The 19,307-nt window shown below is 68.2% G+C and carries 10 protein-coding genes and 1 pseudogene; 3 read left to right on the forward strand and 8 right to left on the reverse strand.

Annotation, left to right across the window (positions count from 1 at the left end; genetic code table 11):
• The 3 genes and pseudogenes from VIW71_RS10540 to VIW71_RS10550 form a co-directional block, all read left to right on the forward strand.
• Positions 1–952 (forward strand): annotated as a pseudogene (locus VIW71_RS10540) (hypothetical protein); the annotation flags it as partial.
• Positions 949–3,207 (forward strand): glycosyltransferase, encoded by a 2,259-nt coding sequence (locus tag VIW71_RS10545; protein WP_331621827.1) that lies wholly within the window; start codon positions 949–951, stop codon positions 3,205–3,207. The pseudogene VIW71_RS10540 and the gene VIW71_RS10545, both read left to right, overlap by 4 nt.
• Positions 3,208–3,524: 317 nt before the next feature.
• On the forward strand, positions 3,525–5,111 hold the full coding sequence (locus tag VIW71_RS10550; protein ID WP_331621828.1) for a N,N-dimethylformamidase beta subunit family domain-containing protein: 1,587 nt from the start codon (positions 3,525–3,527) through the stop codon (positions 5,109–5,111).
• A 166-nt stretch (positions 5,112–5,277) separates the two neighbouring features.
• On the opposite strand, the gene tuf is transcribed toward VIW71_RS10550, so the two are convergent.
• From tuf to rplJ, 8 genes are all read right to left on the reverse strand, one after another.
• Positions 5,278–6,471 carry an elongation factor Tu gene (gene tuf, locus VIW71_RS10555; protein WP_331621829.1) on the reverse strand — a complete coding sequence of 398 codons (1,194 nt, stop codon included), beginning with the start codon at positions 6,469–6,471 and terminating at the stop codon, positions 5,278–5,280.
• Between the two features lie 140 nt (positions 6,472–6,611).
• The gene (fusA, locus tag VIW71_RS10560) at positions 6,612–8,738 is read right to left on the reverse strand and encodes an elongation factor G (RefSeq protein WP_331621830.1); all 2,127 of its coding nucleotides are present in this window, start codon (positions 8,736–8,738) and stop codon (positions 6,612–6,614) included.
• 39 nt (positions 8,739–8,777) lie between these two features.
• Positions 8,778–9,248 carry a 30S ribosomal protein S7 gene (gene rpsG / locus VIW71_RS10565; protein ID WP_225847905.1) on the reverse strand — a complete coding sequence of 157 codons (471 nt, stop codon included), beginning with the start codon at positions 9,246–9,248 and terminating at the stop codon, positions 8,778–8,780.
• A 2-nt stretch (positions 9,249–9,250) separates the two neighbouring features.
• Positions 9,251–9,622, reverse strand: a complete 372-nt coding sequence (rpsL, locus tag VIW71_RS10570) for a 30S ribosomal protein S12 (protein WP_014144289.1) — start codon at positions 9,620–9,622, stop codon at positions 9,251–9,253.
• A gap of 356 nt (positions 9,623–9,978) precedes the next feature.
• Positions 9,979–13,878 carry a DNA-directed RNA polymerase subunit beta' gene (locus tag VIW71_RS10575; RefSeq protein WP_331621831.1) on the reverse strand — a complete coding sequence of 1,300 codons (3,900 nt, stop codon included), beginning with the start codon at positions 13,876–13,878 and terminating at the stop codon, positions 9,979–9,981.
• Between the two features lie 89 nt (positions 13,879–13,967).
• A complete protein-coding gene (gene rpoB, locus VIW71_RS10580; protein WP_331621832.1) occupies positions 13,968–17,453 on the reverse strand; it encodes a DNA-directed RNA polymerase subunit beta in 3,486 nt (1,161 codons plus the stop codon).
• A 484-nt stretch (positions 17,454–17,937) separates the two neighbouring features.
• A complete protein-coding gene (rplL, locus tag VIW71_RS10585; RefSeq protein ID WP_331621833.1) occupies positions 17,938–18,327 on the reverse strand; it encodes a 50S ribosomal protein L7/L12 in 390 nt (129 codons plus the stop codon).
• A 110-nt stretch (positions 18,328–18,437) separates the two neighbouring features.
• Positions 18,438–18,971, reverse strand: a complete 534-nt coding sequence (gene rplJ / locus VIW71_RS10590) for a 50S ribosomal protein L10 (protein WP_331621834.1) — start codon at positions 18,969–18,971, stop codon at positions 18,438–18,440.
• Positions 18,972–19,307: the final 336 nt, after the last annotated feature.

Here is a 19,307-nt window from a genome sequence, read left to right on the forward strand (position 1 = left end):
CGATCTGACGCCTCAGCGGACCGAGGGCGCCGATGCCCGCCTGCTGGGCGCCTTGCTGTGGCGCATCCTGAAACTCGCCGACCAGACCATCGGCGCGGGCCCGCGGCTGCTCCCCCCGGACTTCGACCGGGCGTCGCTGATCTCGAGCCCGGACCCGGTGCTCGACTGCGACGAGCTGTTCACCCGCTACCGGCAGGCCCGCCCCGGCAGCCCGCCCTGGGTGGTGTTCATCGACGAGTTCCAGTACCTGGACCAGTGGACCCGCGACAAACTGGTGCCTCCCTCGTTCATGCGGACCTTCAAGGCCATCGTGGAGCGGCGGCTCTTCCACCTCGTCCTGGTCGGCCAGTCCGACCTGGAGCGCCTGATCACCGCCGACCCGAACGCCTTCGGTGTCTTCGGGACGGAGGAGGTGACGTATCTCGACGGCCCGGACGCGCGCCTCCTCATCGAGGAGCCGGTGCCGCTGCCCGCGTCCCTGCCAGGAGGACCGAGCCGCTACACCGGCCGTGCCGTCGACGAGATCATCCGGCTGTCCGCGGGTAATCCGTTCTACATCCAGCGGTTGTGCTCCGGCCTGGTGGGCCACATGAACGCCGAACGAGCCGCTCTGGTGACCGAGGCCGACGTGGAACAGGTCGCCGCGCAACTGGTGAGCAGGCTCAAGGCCCCCGACTTCGACAACCTGGAGTCTCCCGGGAACGCCGACGCCGGGTGGGGCTCCGGGGACGTCCGGGCGGTCCTGTCCGCGGTGGCCTGCGCCTCCCGCGGAGCGCCGGCGCCGCTGCGTGACATCGAACGCTGCTACGCCGGGCACTTCCCGCGGGTCCTGCTGGACGACCTGGTCGCACGCCAGATCGTGCGGCGCGAGAACGAGGGTTACCGGATCGTGGCCGGCATCTACGAGGCGTGGCTGCGCACGTATGTGGTGCCACCGGAGAGGGCACAGTGAACGCACCGAATCCCTACTGGTTCGTCGGGCAGGCCGTCGTCGGCGAGGACTTCGTCGAGCGGCCGGAACTGACCCGGAGGATCACCGACATGTGGCGCGGACCGGGCCGCCCGGCGAACCTCAGCCTGTTCGGGCACCACCGGGTCGGCAAGACCAGCCTGGTGGACCGTGCCCTGAGCCTGGCCGACCGGGACGACCTGGGCATCGTCCGGCTCAGCATGGGCCGTCAGGCGTCGGTGTTCGACCTGTTCCGCACGCTCACCCGCGAGGTGGCCGCCTGCTTCCCGCAGGTCACCGAGCTGGCGGAGCTGGCCCGGCCGGTGCACGACACCCGCGACTGGTTCGACCTGCACGGCGGGATCGCCGAGTTCTTCAAGGAGCTGGGCCGTTCAGGTCTGTACGTGCTGGTCGCCCTGGACGACTTCGACCGCGCCCCGCGCGTCCTCGCGGAGCTGTCCCCGTTCCAGCTGCTGCGGACGCTGGCCAGTGAGGCCGCCTATCCGGTCGGCCTGCTGACGGTCTCCCGCCGTCCGATCATCGAGATCGAGACCGATGCGGCCGGCGGTTCGCGCCTCGACGGGGTGATGACCGATCGCGCCTACGTCGGAATGTTCACCGCCGCCGAGGCCGGTCGGCTCGTGGACCGGGCACGCCGGGCGGGAGTCGATCTGAGCGCGGTGCTGCCGGAGATCACCGCCCGTTCCGGCCTGCACCCCTACCTGCTGGGGCTGTTGTGCCACCGGGCCGTGGAGCAGTACCACACCACCGGTGTGCTGGACATGGCCGCGGCAGCCGCCGAAGAGGCCCCCGCGTTCCGTGCCCACTTCGGGCGCCTGGTGGACTCCGTCCAGCTGGACACCGCCGGGCAGGGCCTCACACTCCTGCGGCACATCGCCGCCCGCAGGCCGGCCCCCGCGGACTCCCAGGATCTCCAGCAGCTCGCCGACATGGGTGTGGTCGTCCGCAACGGCAAGGACCTGCGGCTGTTCTCGGCGGAGTTCGCCTCGTACACCCTCACCCCGCCCGGGACCGCCGACGACCGGAGCGCGCCGGACGCGTACCGCTGCACCGTGCTGGTCGTGGCCACGGAATGGAACTCCGCACACGGCGGCCTCAGCAGCTTCAACCAGCAGTTGTGCGCCGCTCTGGCCGCCCAGGGAGCCCGGGTCTTCTGCATGGTGCCGGAGGCCACCGAGAGCGAGACCGGACGCGCCAAGGCCAGGGGGGTCACGCTGCTCCACCGGCCGCTCGTCGCCGGGGCGCCCGAGCTCAGCCGCCTGATCCGCCGGCCGGAGCTGCCCGAGGGCGTGGTGCCCGACGTGGTGATCGGGCACGGACGGATCACCGGACCGGCCGCGCTGATGCTGTCCGAGGACCACTTCCCCGACGCCAGGAAACTGCACTTCGTCCACATGGATCCCGACGAGATCGAGTGGCACAAGCTCGACCGGGAGGACGACGCCGTCGAGAGCGCGGAGTCCCGCAAGCGGATCGAGCTCGCTCTCGCCCGGGACGCGGACCGGCTGGTCGCCGTGGGACCTCGGCTGCACGGGCAGTTCCTCGGCGCCCTGTCCCGCCGCGAGGACCGGACACCGCTGCGGTTCGATCCCGGTTTCGACATGACAGACGCCCGGCCCCGCCGGGTACCCGGCGGGACGCCCAGGACCGTGCTGATCATGGGCCGGCTGGAGGACGCGACCCTCAAAGGAGTGGACCTGGCGGCACGGGCCTGCGGCCTGGTGGCGGGCTGGCGCCACCAGGAGAACCTGCCCAGGATCCAACTGGTGGTCCGCGGCGTGCCGAAGGAGGGTTCCGCGCAGCAGACGGAGCGGCTCAAGGCATGGGCGGGCAACCCCAGGCTGACCATCGTGCCCCGGCACTACACCACGGACGCCGAGACCCTCAGCGACGACATCGACCGGGCGAGCCTGCTGCTGATGCCGTCACGTGGGGAGGGCTTCGGACTGGTGGGCCTGGAAGCCGTCGTCGCGGGGACACCTGTGCTGATCAGCGAGGCGAGCGGCCTGGGTGAGCTGCTCAACGAAAGGCTGAGCAGAGAACAGGCCGCCCAGTGGGTCGTCCCCATGTCCGGCGACCTCGACCTGGACACCATGGCCTGGGCGCGGCAGATCGACCGGGTGCTGCGCGGCATCGAGACGGAGTTCCCGAAGGCTCAGCGGATGCGCAAGGAGCTCGCTGCCGCGCTGACCTGGTCAGCGTCCGCCGACGGGCTGCTCAAGGCTGTCGGCTTCTGACCGCCTCCGAACGGCCGCCCCGGCCTCGGGGCGGCCGCCGTGCGTGACAGCCCGCGAGGAGATCGACGCCCGAGCGGCGTTCGGGCCGCCGACCCGGGTGGCGGGCCGAGCGGGCCGAGCGGGCCGAGCGGGCCGAGCGGGCCGCAGCCACCCCGGTGCGGCACCCGCGGCGCCGCGGCCGGCGTATCGGTGGACACGAGGGTCGGCAAAAGCCGCGTCGGCAGGCAACCAACACCTGGGCGTACGCCGTCACACACGGTGCACCGGCCGAAGCTCGGTGCCCCCGCCGGGGCCGAGCTCGTCGGAATGAGTGTGTGTTGATCAGGCTGCGTTTCCTGGCCGTGACGGTTTCCGGTCTGGTGGCGGTGATGATGGTGAGCGCGTGCGGCCTCGCGCGGCCGGACGCGGACGCGGCGATATCGGCGGGCGGACCGCGGTTGCTGGGCAAGAACCTGCACCCGCGCGAGTGGTCGGTGGCCAGGGAGAACGAACTGCCCGGCACCGACAGGTGGAGGCTGCGCGATCCGGGACCGGCGAAGGCCATCGAGGGGTTCGCCGACAAGGTGAGCGTGCTGCCCGGCGAATCGTTCCGGCTGTACGTGTCCACCACGGCGGCCGGATTCCGCGTCGAGGCGTTCCGGATGGGCTGGTACCAGGGTCGGCAGGGCCGCGCGGTCTGGGTGTCCGGGCACGTACGCGGCCACCGGCAGGCCGGCCCGAAGGTCGTACCGGGTACCTACCAGGTGTCCGCGCCCTGGCAGCCGTCACTGACGATCAGCACCAAGGGCTGGCCGCAGGGCTGCTACCTGCTCAAGCTCGTCTCCGACCGGGGCCACGACCGCTGGGCGACGATCACCGTCCGCTCCCCCGTCACCGCCGGGCGGACCGTCTTCATGAACTCGGTCACCACCTGGGCCGCGTACAACAAGTGGGGCATCGGCACCAACGTCTACGGCGACCGGCACGGCACCGTCGCCGGGTACGCCAAGCGATCCCGCAAGGCCAGTTTCGACCGGCCCTACGACAAACGGGGCTCGTACTTCAACTGGTACGAGCTGCCGATGCTTTCGGTCGCCGAGCGGCTCGGCGTGCCGATGGCCTACGAGACCGATCTCGACCTGGACGGCGCCCCCGAGGTCTTCGCCGGCGCCCGCGCGCTCGTCTTCGCCGGGCACGACGAGTACTGGACGCTCGGCATGCGCCAGAACGCCCTGCGCGTCCGGGACGCGGGCGTCAACATCGCCTTCTTCTCCTCCAACAACGCCTACCGCCACGTGCGGTTGGAGCCTTCCGCGCTCGGCCCGAACCGGGTGGTCGTGGTCTACAAGGACGCCACCGAGGACCCGATGTCCCTCAAGGACCCCAGCCAGGCCACCCAGCAGTGGCGGCTGCCGCCCCATCCCCGCCCGGAGAGCGAGCTGACCGGCGTCTACTACGAGTGCAATCCGGTCTACGCGGCCTACGTCGTCACCGACCCCGCCTCGTGGATCTTCCGCGGCACCGGCGCCGTCCGGGGCAGCCGCTACCCGGGCCTGGTCGGCGTGGAGAGCGACCGGCTGACCGCGGGCGTGCCGGTCCCCCGCCCGATCCGGATCGTGGCCAGCTCCCCGCTGGTCTGCAAGGGCATGCACACCTACTCGCAGTCCTCGTACTACACGGTGCCCTCGGGTGCCGGGGTGTTCAGCTCCGGGACGATGAACTGGAGTTGCGGCGTCTACGGCCGCACCGGCTGCCGCGACCACGGCCTGCGCCCGGTGCCCGCGCGGTCCGGCGACTTCGCCCGCCGGGCGACCGAGAACATCCTGCGCGCCTTCGCCAACGGCCCGGCCGCCGGCCGCCACCCGGCGGTCGACAACTACCAGCAGTACGTGGGCCCGCCGAGCACCCTGCCGTACACCCACTGACCACCGCGCTGCGCGGTGTCAGCCGACGGACACTCCCGTACCGCGAAGGCGATGCGGGAGCTCCGCAGAGGCACGCGCTCCCCTGCCGGGCACCGTACGCACGAGAAAGCCCCGCGCCACCCGGAGGCAGCGCGGGGCCTTCTCGTGCCAAGCCCGCCGAGAGGCGTTACTTGTTGATCTTGGTGACCTGGCCGGCGCCCACCGTACGGCCACCCTCGCGGATGGCGAACTTCAGGCCCTCTTCCATGGCGATCGGCTGGATCAGCTGGACCGTCATCGCGGTGTTGTCGCCCGGCATGACCATCTCGGTGCCCTCGGGGAGGGTCACCACGCCGGTCACGTCCGTGGTACGGAAGTAGAACTGCGGGCGGTAGTTGTTGAAGAACGGCGTGTGGCGGCCACCCTCGTCCTTGGACAGGATGTAGGCCTGCGCCTCGAACTCGGTGTGCGGGGTGACCGAGCCCGGCTTGATGATGACCTGGCCGCGCTCGACGTCCTCACGCTTGATGCCGCGGAGCAGCAGACCGACGTTCTCACCGGCCTGGCCCTCGTCGAGCAGCTTGCGGAACATCTCGATGCCCGTGACCGTCGTGGAGGTCTTCTGCTCCTTGATGCCGATGATGTCGACGGTCTCGTTGACCTTCAGGACACCACGCTCGATACGGCCGGTGACGACCGTACCGCGACCGGTGATCGTGAAGACGTCCTCGATCGGCATCAGGAACGGCTTGTCGACGTCGCGCTCGGGGGTCGGGATCGCCTCGTCCACGGCCGCCATCAGGCCGAGGAGCTTGTCGCCCCACTCCTTGTCGCCCTCAAGGGCCTTGAGCGCGGAGACGCGCACGACCGGCAGGTCGTCGCCCGGGAACTCGTACTCGGAGAGCAGCTCGCGGACCTCGAGCTCGACGAGCTCAAGGATCTCCTCGTCGTCCACCATGTCGGCCTTGTTCAGGGCGACCACGATGTAGGGCACGCCGACCTGGCGGGCCAGGAGCACGTGCTCCTTGGTCTGCGGCATCGGGCCGTCGGTCGCGGCCACCACCAGGATCGCGCCGTCCATCTGCGCGGCACCGGTGATCATGTTCTTGATGTAGTCCGCGTGACCGGGGCAGTCGACGTGGGCGTAGTGACGCGACTCGGTCTGGTACTCGACGTGCGCGATGGAGATGGTGATACCGCGCTGGCGCTCCTCCGGAGCCTTGTCGATCTGGTCGAAGGCCGAAGCCTCGTTCAGGTCCGGGTACGCGTCGTGCAGCACCTTGGTGATCGCCGCGGTAAGGGTGGTCTTACCGTGGTCGATGTGACCGATGGTGCCGATGTTGACGTGCGGCTTAGTCCGCTCGAACTTCGCCTTCGCCACTGGGGTCCTCCTGGGAGTGGATCTGTACGCCTTGCTTCATCGGCGCCAGGTGATCTTTGCTGGAATGCCGGCCCCCGGGGTATTCCGTCGCATTCACGCGGAATACCCCGAAAGCCTGCTGTCAAGCCTAAACGAGGTGATTACTCGCCCTTGGCCTTCGCGATGATCTCCTCGGCGACGTTCCGCGGAACCTCGGCGTAGGAGTCGAACTGCATGGAGTAGCTGGCCCGGCCCGAGGTCTTGGACCGCAGGTCGCCGACGTAGCCGAACATCTCCGACAGCGGAACCAGGCCCTTGACGACCCGGGCACCGCTGCGCTCTTCCATGGCCTGGATCTGGCCACGGCGGGAGTTGAGGTCGCCGATGACATCACCCATGTAGTCCTCGGGCGTGGTGACCTCGACGGCCATCATCGGTTCGAGGAGTACCGGGCTGGCCTTGCGCGCGGCCTCCTTGAAGGCCTGCGAACCGGCGATCTTGAACGCGAGTTCGGAGGAGTCGACCTCGTGGAAGGCGCCGTCGTGCAGGATCACACGCACGCCCACCATCTCGTACCCGGCCAGGATGCCGAACTTCATGGCCTCCTGCGCACCGGCGTCCACCGACGGGATGTACTCGCGGGGGATGCGGCCACCGGTGACCTTGTTGACGAACTCGTAGGACGCGTCGCCGCCCTCGATGGGCTCGATGCCGATCTGCACCTTCGCGAACTGACCGGTACCACCGGTCTGCTTCTTGTGGGTGTAGTCGACCCGGTCGACCGCCTTGCGGATGGTCTCGCGGTACGCGACCTGCGGCTTGCCGACGTTGGCCTCGACCCGGAACTCGCGCCGCATACGGTCGACCAGCACCTCCAGGTGCAGTTCGCCCATGCCGCCGATGATGGTCTGGCCGGTCTCCTCGTCCGAGTGAACCTGGAAGGAGGGGTCCTCCTCCGCGAGCCGCTGGATGGCGACGCCCAGCTTCTCCTGGTCACCCTTGGACTTGGGCTCGATCGCGACCTGGATGACCGGCGCCGGGAAGTCCATCGACTCCAGGATCACCGGGTTCTTGTCGTCGCACAGCGTCTCACCGGTGGTGGTCTGCTTCAGGCCCATCACGGCGACGATGTCGCCGGCGCCCACCGACTCTATCTCCTCACGCTTGTTGGCGTGCATGCGGTAGATCTTGCCGATGCGCTCCTTCTTGCCCTTCACCGAGTTCAGCACGGCCGAACCCGCGTCCAGGCGACCGGAGTAGATCCGGACGAAGGTGAGCTTGCCCAGGTGCGGGTCGCTCATGATCTTGAACGCCAGGGCGGACAGCGGCTCGTCGTCGGACGGCCGGCGCTTGACGACCTCCTCCGGGTCGCTCACCGCGTGGCCCTCGATGGCCTCGATGTCGACCGGGGACGGCAGGTAGCGCACGATCGCGTCGAGCAGCGGCTGCACACCCTTGTTCTTGAACGCGGTCCCGCAGAACACCGGGGTGACGGTGGTGCCGCCGCCCTTGCCGGAGGTGATGGTGATACGGCGGATCGCCGCGTACAGCTGCTCCTCGGTGGGCTCGGTGCCCTCCAGGTACAGCTCCATCATCTCGTCGTCGTTCTCCGCGACGGCTTCCAGCAGCTTGCCGCGCCACTCGTCGGCCGCCTCGGTGTGCGTGGCCGGGATGTCGACGACGTCGTACATCTCGCCCTTGGTCGCCTCCGGCGACCACACCAGGGCCTTCATCCGGACGAGGTCGACCACGCCCTTGAAGTCGGCCTCGGCGCCGATCGGCAGCTGCATCACGATCGGGGTCGCGCCGAGGCGGTCCACGATCATGTCGACGCAGCGGTGGAACTCGGCGCCGGTGCGGTCGAGCTTGTTGACGAAGCAGATGCGGGGTACGCCGTAGCGGTCGGCCTGCCGCCAGACCGTCTCGGACTGCGGCTCCACACCGGCGACACCGTCGAACACGGTGACGGCACCGTCAAGGACGCGGAGCGAACGCTCCACCTCGACGGTGAAGTCGACGTGCCCGGGGGTGTCGATGATGTTGATGGTGTGGTCGACCTCGTCCAGCGGCCAGTGACAGGTCGTCGCGGCGGACGTGATCGTGATGCCGCGCTCCTGCTCCTGCTCCATCCAGTCCATGGTGGCAGCGCCGTCGTGGACTTCACCGATCTTGTAGGAGACACCGGTGTAGAACAGGATCCGCTCGGTGGTCGTCGTCTTGCCCGCGTCGATGTGGGCCATGATCCCGATGTTGCGGACCCTGGCCAGGTCAAGCGAAGTGGTGGCCATGTGGCTCAGTCTTCTCTCGGTTCTCGATGGGGGTGGTGACTACCAGCGGTAGTGCGCGAAGGCCTTGTTGGACTCGGCCATCTTGTGGGTGTCCTCACGACGCTTCACGGAGGCGCCGAGACCATTGCTGGCGTCGAGGATCTCGTTCATCAGGCGCTCGGTCATGGTCTTCTCGCGCCGGGCGCGGGAGTAACCGACCAGCCAGCGCAGCGCCAGCGTGTTCTGACGGCCCGGGCGGACCTCGACCGGCACCTGGTAGGTCGCACCGCCGACGCGGCGGGACTTGACCTCCAGGGTCGGCTTGATGTTCTCCAGCGCGCGCTTGAGCGTGATGACCGGGTCGGTGCCCGCCTTCTCACGCAGGCCCTCCAGGGCGCCGTAGACGATGCGCTCGGCGGTGGAACGCTTGCCGTGCAGGAGGATCTTGTTGACCAGCGACGTCACCAGCGGGGAGCCGTAAACCGGGTCGATGATGACCGGACGCTTCGGGGCGGGGCCCTTACGAGGCATGCTTACTTCTCCTTCTTGGCGCCGTAGCGGCTGCGGGCCTGCTTACGGTTCTTGACGCCCTGCGTGTCGAGGGAACCACGGATGATCTTGTAGCGAACACCCGGCAGGTCCTTCACACGACCGCCGCGCACCAGCACGATGGAGTGTTCCTGCAGGTTGTGGCCCTCACCCGGGATGTAAGCGGTGACCTCGATGCCGCTGGTCAGACGCACACGCGCGACCTTGCGCAGGGCCGAGTTCGGCTTCTTCGGGGTGGTCGTGTACACGCGCGTGCAGACGCCACGACGCTGCGGGGAGCCCTTCAGCGCCGGCGTCTTGTTCTTCTCGACCTTGTCCTGCCTGCCCTTTCGGACGAGCTGCTGGATCGTAGGCACCGTTTCTCCGGTTTCTGTGTGCCGATCTCGATAAAACTAACCTGGGGCCCGACCCACGCGGTCGGGTGTGTCGCGGACCCCGCACGTATCCGAGCGAACGGAGAAGTGCGTCTTGACGGGTGTCGCGGCCTCGGTCTCCTCGCGCGGTGGCATGGCACGCGCAAGAACCCGGGCACACCCCAGGCACAAGATGAGAGCGTACCTACCGCATTCGCTGCGGTCAAAACAAATGCACAGCGGCCGATCGGCCGCAGCAGCCATGAAGCTGCGGAATGCCGCGGGTACGCCGCAGGGCGGCCGCTCGGGAAGGAGTGGCCGCCCTGCGGGACGTGTCCGTCGGGTCAGGACGCCGACCGTCAGCCGTTGTACGGCCCGTAGTCGTAGTCCTCCAGCGGGACCGCCTGGCCGGAGCCGGTGCCGAAGGGGCTGTAGTCGATGTCGTCGTAGCCGACGGCCGAGTACATCGCGGCCTTGGCCTCCTCGGTGGGCTCCACCCGGATGTTGCGGTAGCGGGACAGGCCCGTACCGGCCGGGATCAGCTTGCCGATGATGACGTTCTCCTTCAGACCCAGCAGCGAGTCCGACTTCGCGTGGATCGCCGCGTCCGTCAGCACCCGGGTCGTCTCCTGGAAGGAGGCGGCCGACAGCCAGGACTCGGTGGCCAGCGAGGCCTTGGTGATGCCCATGAGCTGCGGACGGCCGGACGCCGGGTGACCGCCCTCGGCCACCACACGCCGGTTCTCGGTCTCGAACCGGCCGCGCTCGACCAGCTCGCCCGGCAGCAGCTCCGCGTCACCGGACTCGATGATCGTCACCCGGCGCAGCATCTGCCGGATGATGATCTCGATGTGCTTGTCGTGGATCGACACACCCTGCGAGTTGTAGACCTTCTGGACTTCCTGCACCAGGTGGATCTGCACCTGACGCTGGCCCAGGATGCGCAGCACGTCGTGCGGGTTGGTGGCACCCACGGTCAGCTTCTGCCCGACCTCGACGTGGTCGCCCTCGCCCACCAGCAGACGGACCCGCTTGGAGATCGGGTAGGCGATCTCGTCGGCGCCGTCGTCCGGGGTGATGACGATCTTCTTGGTCTTCTCGGTCTCCTCGATCCGCACCCGGCCGGCCGCCTCGGAGATCGGGGCGACACCCTTGGGCACGCGGGCCTCGAAGAGCTCGACCACACGCGGCAGACCCTGCGTGATGTCCTCACCGGCGACACCGCCGGTGTGGAAGGTACGCATGGTCAGCTGGGTACCGGGCTCACCGATCGACTGGGCCGCGATGATGCCGACGGCCTCGCCGATGTCCACCAGCTTGCCGGTGGCCAGCGAACGGCCGTAGCAGTACGCGCAGGTGCCGACGGCCGACTCGCAGGTGAGGATCGAGCGGGTCTTGACCTCCTCGACCCCGTGCCGCACGAGCTGGTCGATCAGCACGTCGCCCAGGTCCACGTTGGCCGGCGCGATGACCTTGCCGTCCACCACGACGTCCTCGGCGAGCATCCGCGCGTACACGCTGGTCTCGACGTCGTCCGCCTTGCGCAGGATTCCGTCGGCGCCGCGCTCGGCGATCCGCAGCTTGAGCCCGCGCTCGGTGCCGCAGTCCTCCTCACGGATGATCACGTCCTGCGAGACGTCCACCAGACGACGGGTCAGGTAACCCGAGTCGGCGGTACGCAGCGCGGTGTCGGCCAGGCCCTTACGGGCACCGTGGGTGGAGATGAAGTACTCCAGCACGGACAGGCCCTCACGGAAGGACGCCTTGATCGGCCGCGGGATGGTCTCGTTCTTGGCGTTGGAGACCAGGCCGCGCATACCCGCGATCTGACGCATCTGCATCATGTTTCCGCGGGCACCGGAGTCGACCATCATGAAGATCGGGTTGGTCTTCGGGAAGTTGGCGTTCATCGCCGCGGCGACCTCGTTGGTCGCCTTGGTCCAGATGCCGATCAGCTCGTCCGACCGCTCCTGCTTGGTGATCAGACCGCGCTCGTACTGCTTCTGGACCTTCTCGTCCTGCGCCTCGTAGGAGGCGATGATCGCCTTCTTCGCCTCGGGCACCACGACGTCGGAGATGGCCACCGTCACGCCGGACCGGGTCGCCCAGTGGAAGCCCGCCGCCTTCAGGTTGTCGAGCGTCGCCGCCACGATCACCTTCGGGTAGCGCTCGGCGAGGTCGTTGACGATCTCGGAGAGCTGCTTCTTGCCGACCGCGTAGTCCACGAACGGGTAGTCCTCGGGCAGCAGCTCGTTGAAGAGCGCGCGGCCCAGCGTGGTGCGCAGCCGGAAGCTGTCACCGAGCTGGTACGGCTCCTCGCCCTCGCCCGGCTCCGGCGGGGTCCAGCCGCGCGGCGGGACGGTGCCCACCGGGAACCGGATGTCCACCAGCGCCTGCATCGACAGCTCGCGGTTGTCGAACGCCATGATCGCCTCGGCCGTGGAGCCGAACGCCCGGCCCTCGCCCTTGACCTCGCGCTCCTCGGAGTCCGTGGTCAGGAAGAACAGGCCGAGCACCATGTCCTGGGTCGGCATGGTGACCGGGCGGCCGTCGGCCGGCTTGAGGATGTTGTTCGAGGACAGCATCAGGATGCGGGCCTCGGCCTGCGCCTCCGCGGACAGCGGAAGGTGCACGGCCATCTGGTCGCCGTCGAAGTCCGCGTTGAAGGCGGTGCAGACCAGCGGGTGGATCTGGATGGCCTTGCCCTCGACGAGCTGCGGCTCGAACGCCTGGATGCCGAGTCGGTGCAGGGTCGGCGCGCGGTTGAGCAGCACCGGGTGCTCGGCGATGACCTCTTCCAGCACGTCGAACACGACCGTACGGCCGCGCTCGACCATGCGCTTGGCCGACTTGATGTTCTGCGCGTGGTTCAGGTCCACCAGGCGCTTCATCACGAACGGCTTGAAGAGCTCCAGCGCCATGGCCTTGGGCAGACCGCACTGGTGCAGCTTGAGCTGCGGGCCGACCACGATGACCGAACGGGCGGAGTAGTCGACGCGCTTGCCGAGCAGGTTCTGCCGGAACCGGCCCTGCTTGCCCTTGAGCATGTCGGACAGCGACTTCAGCGGACGGTTGCCGGGGCCCGTGACCGGGCGGCCGCGGCGGCCGTTGTCGAAGAGCGCGTCCACGGCCTCCTGAAGCATGCGCTTCTCGTTGTTCACGATGATCTCGGGCGCGCCGAGGTCCAGGAGCCGCTTGAGGCGGTTGTTGCGGTTGATGACGCGGCGGTACAGGTCGTTCAGGTCGGAGGTGGCGAACCGGCCACCGTCGAGCTGCACCATCGGACGCAGGTCCGGCGGGATCACCGGGACGCAGTCCAGCACCATGCCACCGGGCTTGTTGGTGGTCTGCAGGAACGCGGAGACGACCTTGAGGCGCTTGAGCGCACGGGTCTTCTTCTGCCCCTTGCCGGTACGGATGATCTCGCGGAGGCGCTCGGCCTCCTCCTCCAGGTCGAAGGACTCCAGGCGCTTCTGCAGCGCCGCGGCACCCATCGAGCCCTGGAAGTACGTGCCGAAGCGGTCGCGCAGCTCGCGGTAGAGCAGCTCGTCGCCCTCCAGGTCCTGGACCTTGAGGTTCTTGAACCGGGCCCACACCTCGTCGAGCCGGTCCAGCTCGCGCTGGGCACGGTCGCGGATCTGCTTCATCTCGCGCTCGGCACCCTCGCGCACCTTGCGGCGCACGTCGGCCTTGGCGCCCTCGTTCTCCAGCTCGCCGAGGTCGGCTTCCAGCTTCTTCTGCCGGCCCTCGACGTCGGCGTCGCGGCGCTGCTCGATCTGCTGGCGCTCCACGGAGACCTGGGCCTCCAGCGACGGCAGGTCGCGGGTGCGGCGCTCCTCGTCCACCCAGGTGATCATGTACGCCGCGAAGTAGATGACCTTCTCCAGGTCCTTCGGGGCGAGATCCAGCAGGTAGCCCAGCCGGGACGGGACGCCCTTGAAGTACCAGATGTGGGTCACGGGCGCGGCCAGCTCGATGTGGCCCATCCGCTCACGGCGCACCTTGGCGCGGGTCACCTCGACGCCACAGCGCTCACAGATGATGCCCTTGAAGCGGACACGCTTGTACTTGCCGCAGTAGCACTCCCAGTCCCGGGTGGGGCCGAAGATCTTCTCGCAGAAGAGCCCGTCCTTTTCCGGCTTGAGGGTGCGGTAGTTGATGGTCTCCGGCTTCTTGACCTCGCCGTGCGACCAGGTCCGGATGTCGTCCGCGGTGGCCAGGCCGATCCGCAGCTCGTCGAAGAAGTTGACGTCGAGCACTGTGTCGTCAATCCCTCTCAGGGTTGATTCTCAAATGGTCTGAACAGGGCCGTGGGGGCCGCCCGGCCGTGGGACCGGGCGGCAACCCGTCAGACCTCTTCGACGCTGCTCGGCTCGCGCCGGGACAGGTCGATTCCGAGCTCTTCCGCGGCGCGGAACACGTCCTCGTCGGTGTCCCGCATCTCGATGGACATGCCGTCCGAGGACAGCACCTCCACGTTGAGGCAGAGCGACTGCATCTCCTTGATGAGCACCTTGAAGGACTCGGGGATGCCGGGCTCGGGGATGTTCTCGCCCTTGACGATTGCCTCGTAGACCTTCACGCGGCCGAGCACGTCGTCCGACTTGATGGTCAGCAGCTCTTGGAGGGCATACGCGGCGCCGTACGCCTCCAGCGCCCACACCTCCATCTCGCCGAATCGCTGCCCGCCGAACTGCGCCTTACCGCCCAGCGGCTGCTGGGTGATCATCGAGTACGGACCGGTGGACCGGGCGTGCAGCTTGTCGTCCACCAGGTGGTGCAGCTTGAGGATGTACATGTAGCCGATCGAGATCGGGTCCGGGAACGGCTCGCCGGAGCGGCCGTCGAAGAGCCGGGCCTTGCCGGACGACTGGACCATCCGGTCGCCGTCGCGGTTGGGGATCGTGGACTCGAAGAGCCCGGCGATCTCGTCCTCACGGGCGCCGTCGAAGACCGGGGTCGCGACGTTGGTGTCCGGCGCGACCTGGTCGGCGTCGATCGCCTGAAGGCGGCGCGCCCACTCCTCGCCGATGCCGGAGACGTCCCAGCCCTGCTTGGCCAGCCAGCCGAGGTGGATCTCCAGCACCTGCCCCGGGTTCATCCGGGACGGGACGCCGAGCGGGTTGAGGATGATGTCGACAGGGGTGCCGTCCTCCAGGAACGGCATGTCCTCCACCGGAAGGATCTTGGAGATGACGCCCTTGTTGCCGTGCCGGCCGGCCAGCTTGTCGCCGTCGGTGATCTTCCGCTTCTGCGCCACGTACACGCGCACGAGCTGGTTCACACCGGGCGGCAGCTCGTCGCCCTCCTCGCGGTCGAAGACGCGCACGCCGATGACCTTGCCGGTCTCGCCGTGCGGCACCTTCAGCGAGGTGTCGCGGACCTCACGGGCCTTCTCACCGAAGATCGCGCGCAGCAGCCGCTCCTCCGGGGTCAGCTCGGTCTCGCCCTTCGGGGTGACCTTGCCGACCAGGATGTCGCCGGCCACCACGTCGGCGCCGATCCGGATGATGCCGCGCTCGTCGAGGTCGGCCAGCACCTCCTCGGAGACGTTCGGGATGTCCCGGGTGATCTCCTCGGGGCCGAGCTTGGTGTCCCGGGCGTCGACCTCGTGCTCCTCGATGTGGATCGAGGAGAGCACGTCGTCCTGGACGAGGCGCTGCGACAGGATGATCGCGTCCTCGTAGTTGTGGCCCTCCCACGGCATGAACGCGACCAGCAGGTTCTTGCCGAGCGCCATCTCGCCCTCGTCCGTGGACGGACCGTCGGCGAGTACCTGGCCGGCCGCCACCCGGGAGCCCTCGTCCACCAGGACCTTCTGGTTGAAGGAGGTGCCCTGGTTGGATCGGGAGAACTTGGCGACGCGGTAGGTGGTGTACGTGCCGTCGTCGTTGGTGACGGTGACGTAGTCGGCGGAGACCTCCTGGACCACACCGTCCTTCTCGGCCTTGATCACGTCACCGGCGTCGACCGCGCAGCGGTACTCCATGCCGGTGCCGACCAGCGGCGCCTCGGCCTTGATCAGCGGTACGGCCTGGCGCATCATGTTCGATCCCATGAGCGCGCGGTTGGCGTCGTCGTGCTCCAGGAACGGGATCATCGCGGTGGCGACCGACACCATCTGGCGCGGCGAGACGTCCATGTAGTCGACGTCGTCCCCGGGGATGTAGTCGATCTCGCCGCCACGGCGGCGGACCAGCACGCGGGACTCGGCGAACCGCAGGTCGTCGGTGAGCGGCGCGTTGGCCTGCGCGATGACGAAGCGGTCCTCCTCGTCTGCGGTCAGGTAGTCCACGTCGTCGGTGACCACACCGTCGACGACCTTGCGGTACGGGGTCTCGACGAAGCCGAACGCGTTGACCCGGCCGTACGAGGCGAGCGAGCCGATCAGGCCGATGTTCGGGCCTTCCGGGGTCTCGATCGGGCACATCCGGCCGTAGTGCGAGGGGTGCACGTCACGGACCTCGAAGCCGGCCCGCTCACGGGACAGACCGCCGGGGCCCAGCGCCGACAGGCGGCGCTTGTGGGTCAGACCGGACAGCGGGTTGGTCTGGTCCATGAACTGGGAGAGCTGGCTGGTGCCGAAGAACTCCTTGATGGAGGCGACGACGGGCCGGATGTTGATCAGGGTCTGCGGCGTGATCGCCTCGACGTCCTGAGTCGTCATCCGCTCGCGGACCACGCGCTCCATACGGGCGAGCCCGGTACGGACCTGGTTCTGGATCAGCTCGCCGACGTTACGCAGGCGGCGGTTGCCGAAGTGGTCGATGTCGTCGACCTCGACCACGATCGAGGAACCGTTGTCCCCGGTCGTCTCGGTCTCGCCGGCGTGCAGCTTCACCAGGTACTTGATGGTGGCGATGATGTCGTCGGTGGTGAGCACGCCGGCGTCCAGCGGCGCGTCGCTGCCGAGCTTCTTGTTGACCTTGTAGCGGCCGACCTTGGCCAGGTCGTAGCGCTTGGGGTTGAAGTAGAGGTTCTCCAGCAGGGTCTGGGCGGCCTCCTTGGTCGGCGGCTCGCCCGGACGCAGCTTGCGGTAGATGTCGAGCAGCGCGTCGTCCTGGCCCTGGGTGTGGTCCTTCTCCAGGGTGGCGCGCATCGACTCGTAGTCGCCGAACTCCTCCAGGATCTGCTCGGTGCTCCAGCCGAGCGCCTTGAGCAGCACGGTGACCGACTGCTTGCGCTTGCGGTCGATGCGGACGCCGACCATGTCGCGCTTGTCGATCTCCATCTCCAGCCAGGCACCCCGGGACGGGATGATCTTGGCGGAGAAGATGTCCTTGTCGGAGGTCTTGTCGATCTGGCTGTCAAAGTAGACACCCGGCGAGCGGACCAGCTGCGAGACGACGACACGCTCGGTGCCGTTGATGCAGAAGGTGCCCTTGTTGGTCATCAGGGGGAAGTCGCCCATGAAGACCGTCTGGGACTTGATCTCGCCGGTCTCGTTGTTGGTGAACTCGGCGGTGACGAAGAGCGGGGCGCCGTACGTGAAGTCGCGCTCCTTGCACTCGTCCAGCGAGTTCTTCGGCGGCTCGAAGCGGTGGTCACGGAAGGTGAGCGACATCGACCCGGAGAAGTCCTCGATCGGGGAGATCTCCTCGAAGATCTCCTCCAGACCGGACTTCCTGGGGACGTCCTGCCCACTGTCCAGGGCCGCCTCGACCCGGGCCTTCCACGCGGCGTTACCGAGCAGCCAGTCAAAGCTCTCGGTCTGGAGCGCGAGGAGGTTCGGAACTTCGAGCGGTTCACGGATCTTCGCGAATGAGATGCGCAGCGGTGCAGTGCTTGCGCCGTTGTTCGAATTGGCAGTCGAGGCGTTGCGCGAGGCGGCCAAGAGGGGGTCCTTCCGAGGGCTCGGACTCACTACGCGCGTACCGGTCCGCCCCTGAGCGGAAGAGAGAAGTCCTGATGGCGGGCTTCCTCAGTGGTGCTCAGACGTGGGCATGCTTCTGGTGACGGGCCAGGAAGCAGCTAACAGGCAGCGCAAAGGGTCAGTGTAGCCACTTGGCTCACTGATGTCCAGAGCTGAGATTCGGAGTACCGAATCGTCGCCCCCCTCGCCCGTCTCTTGCGGCCCCGTCCGTCCTCGGAAGTGGACCGGATCCGCGCCCGTCACGCTGCATTGCCATGCATTCCCGCATCTCCACCGATCCATGCATGCCACCGGGTTCTAACTCCGTAACGATCTGCGGAGCACGGTGGAGCGAGGTCCGGAGCCAGGTCCAACCAGGTCCGGAGCGCAGTGGTGACGCGTGTTGAGAATTGCGCGATGCGGTCCGTACGTCAAGGCCCCGCCCTCGGCGGGACGGAGCAAGGTGTTACTTGACCTCGACCGAGGCGCCGGCGGCCGCCAGGGCGTCCTTCGCCTTGTCCGCGGCCTCCTTGGTGGCCTTCTCCAGGACCGGCTTCGGAGCGCCGTCCACGAGGTCCTTGGCCTCCTTCAGACCCAGCGAGGTCAGCTCGCGCACGACCTTGATGACCTGGATCTTCTTGTCGCCGGCACCGGTGAGGATGACGTCGAACTCGTCCTTCTCCTCGACAGCCTCGGCGGCGGGCACACCCGGGCCCGCGATGCCCACGGCCGCGACCGGGGCGGCGGCGGTGACGTCGAACTTCTCCTCGAAGGCCTTCACGAAGGCGGCGAGGTCGATGAGGGTCATGTCCTCGAACTGGGCGAGCAGTTCGTCCTGGCTGAGCTTGGTCGCCATGATGGCGGTCCTTCCACTAAATCGGCAGGTGCCGGATGTACATGTCGGCGGGCGTACGTCAGGCCCGCGGCGACCGTCGCCGGGTGGCGGCGGTCAATGTGCGAGCCGAATTACTCGGCACCGCCCTGCTCGTCGGCCTTCTTGGCCCGAAGCGCCTCCGCGGTGCGGACGAACTTCGAGGGGAGCGCCTGGAAGAGCGCGGCAGTCTGGGACTGCTTGCCCTTCATGGCGCCCGCCAGCTTGGCGAGCAGCACCTCGCGGGACTCCAGGTCCGCGAGCTGCTTGATCTCGTCGGCGGACAGCGCCTTGCCGTCAAGGACACCGCCCTTGATGACGAGAGCGGGGTTGTCCTTGGCGAAGTCGCGCAGACCCTTCGCCGCCTCGACCGGGTCACCGGTCACGAAGGCGACGGCCGACGGACCCGCGAACAGGTCGTCGAGCGTGCTGATCCCGGCCTCGTTGGCCGCGATCTTGGTCAGCGTGTTCTTCACCACGGCATACGTGGCGTTCTCACCGAGCGAACGGCGCAGCGTCTTGAGCTGCGCCACGGTGAGACCGCGGTACTCGGTCAGCACTGCGGCGTTCGAGGAGCGGAACTTGTCCGTCAACTCGGCAACCGAGGCAGCCTTGTCAGGCCTCGCCATGAGTCTCGGCCTCCTTCCGGGTGATTGCGGACCGCCCGGCTGCGAAGGAGGGAGACAAATGAAATACAAACGCCCCGGCGCAGGCGCACGGGGCGTGTCTCGACGGAAGCGACGTACACTCCCGGAGATCATCCACAGTCACCTACGCGGGCCGTCCGCACTCAGCGGATCCTTCGGCCGCCCTGCCCCATCCGGAGCACGGCGACAACCAGCGGTCTTTGGCTTCCGGGGAAGCGTACGGGACCGGGCCGCCGCCGGGCAAATCGCCCCCGACGGCCCCGCGCCGGACGGCACGGCGGGCCGGGTCCGCTCCCCCGAGGGGGAGCGGACCCGGCC

Origin of the sequence: Streptomyces sp., assembly GCF_036524955.1 — a bacterium.
Lineage (GTDB): Bacteria > Actinomycetota > Actinomycetes > Streptomycetales > Streptomycetaceae > Actinacidiphila.

Excerpts from the sequence above, each read along its gene's own strand:
- rplJ (WP_331621834.1), bottom strand. The coding sequence starts at position 18,971 with ATGGCGAGGCCTGACAAGGCTGCCTCGGTTGCCGAGTTGACGGACAAG.
- rplL (WP_331621833.1), bottom strand. The coding sequence starts at position 18,327 with ATGGCGACCAAGCTCAGCCAGGACGAACTGCTCGCCCAGTTCGAGGAC.
- rpsG (WP_225847905.1), bottom strand. The coding sequence starts at position 9,248 with ATGCCTCGTAAGGGCCCCGCCCCGAAGCGTCCGGTCATCATCGACCCG.
- fusA (WP_331621830.1), bottom strand. The coding sequence starts at position 8,738 with ATGGCCACCACTTCGCTTGACCTGGCCAGGGTCCGCAACATCGGGATC.